1 protein-coding gene and 1 pseudogene are annotated in these 1,127 nt (G+C 64.2%); both read right to left on the reverse strand.

The genetic code is table 11. The features are described from left to right. Positions 1 to 270, reverse strand: a pseudogene (locus DMB66_RS59915) (glutamate--cysteine ligase); the annotation flags it as partial. Between the two features lie 209 nt (positions 271 to 479). Continuing rightward, a complete protein-coding gene (locus tag DMB66_RS59920; RefSeq protein ID WP_125812700.1) occupies positions 480 to 1,058 on the reverse strand; it encodes a YceI family protein in 579 nt (192 codons plus the stop codon). Positions 1,059 to 1,127: the final 69 nt, after the last annotated feature.

Here is a 1,127-nt window from a genome sequence, read left to right on the forward strand (position 1 = left end):
CCGGGCGTTGAGTTCGAGGTTGAACTGCGCGAGCTCGGTCTGGAAGGTGGGATCGGCGAGGTTGGCCAGGATCTCGGCGTTGCGCATGGCCGGCTCGGCGTCCGCGTCCATGAGGTTGAGCTCGATCTCGAGACCCGTCATCGGGCTCTCGGTTTCGAAGGCGAAGTCATCCAGCATCAGCGCCAGGACGTCGAGGCAGCGCCGGACCTTCCGCCGGTAGTGGACCCGGTCGTCTTGCGAGAAGACGACCCCGGAGAGGTCCTTGCCCATCGCACCTCCTGGCACATTCGCGTGAGGCTCTCACGTTATGTGGAACGCATAACCAAGGCCAGGGACTAATCGGACACACATCAGCTCTGGGTAAGCGCGCGACGGCGCATCGTTTACCCTCGCACCCCCGTGACGATGCCGCTAGTAGCGGCGGAAGACGAGCAGAGCGCCGCCCGAATGGACGACGCTCTGCTCGGATCGGTGCGGGATCAGGCCTGGCGGATGGCCTCGCCCTCGATCTCGATCTTTACCTTCTTGCCGATCATGACGCCGCCGGACTCAAGCGCCATGTTGTAGGTCAGGCCCCAGTCCTCGCGGTCGATCTCGGTGGTCGCGCTGAAACCGAAGACCTGCTGACCGTACGGGCTGGTGGTCGCGCCCTCGAACTCGACGACCAGCTCGACCGCCTTGGTGACGTCCTTGATGGTGAGCTCACCGTCGAGGACGAACTCGGCGCCGGCGTGCGACTTGATGCCGGTGCTGCGGAAGGTGATCGCCGGGTACTTCTCGGCCTCGAAGAAGTCGCCGGTGCGCAGGTGGTTGTCGCGGTCGACGTTGCCGGTCTGCACGCTCGCGGTCGTGATCGACGCGGTGACCGAAGACTGCAGCGGGTCCTCGGCGATGGTGATGGTCGCATCAGCCTCGGCGAAGTTGCCGCGCACCTTGCTGACCATCAGGTGACGCACCACGAAGCCGACCCGCTTGTGCGCGGCATCCAGCTGGTAGGTGCCGGCGGCCGGGATCTGGAGACCCTCGAACTCGCGGGTGCTGGCGACGGAGTCGGTCATGACAGTTCCTCTCGAAGCAGAGTCAAGTTGTTGTCTGACGGAGCAACTATATGCCAAGCAATATTCCCC

It is taken from the genome of Actinoplanes sp. ATCC 53533, from assembly GCF_003947245.1.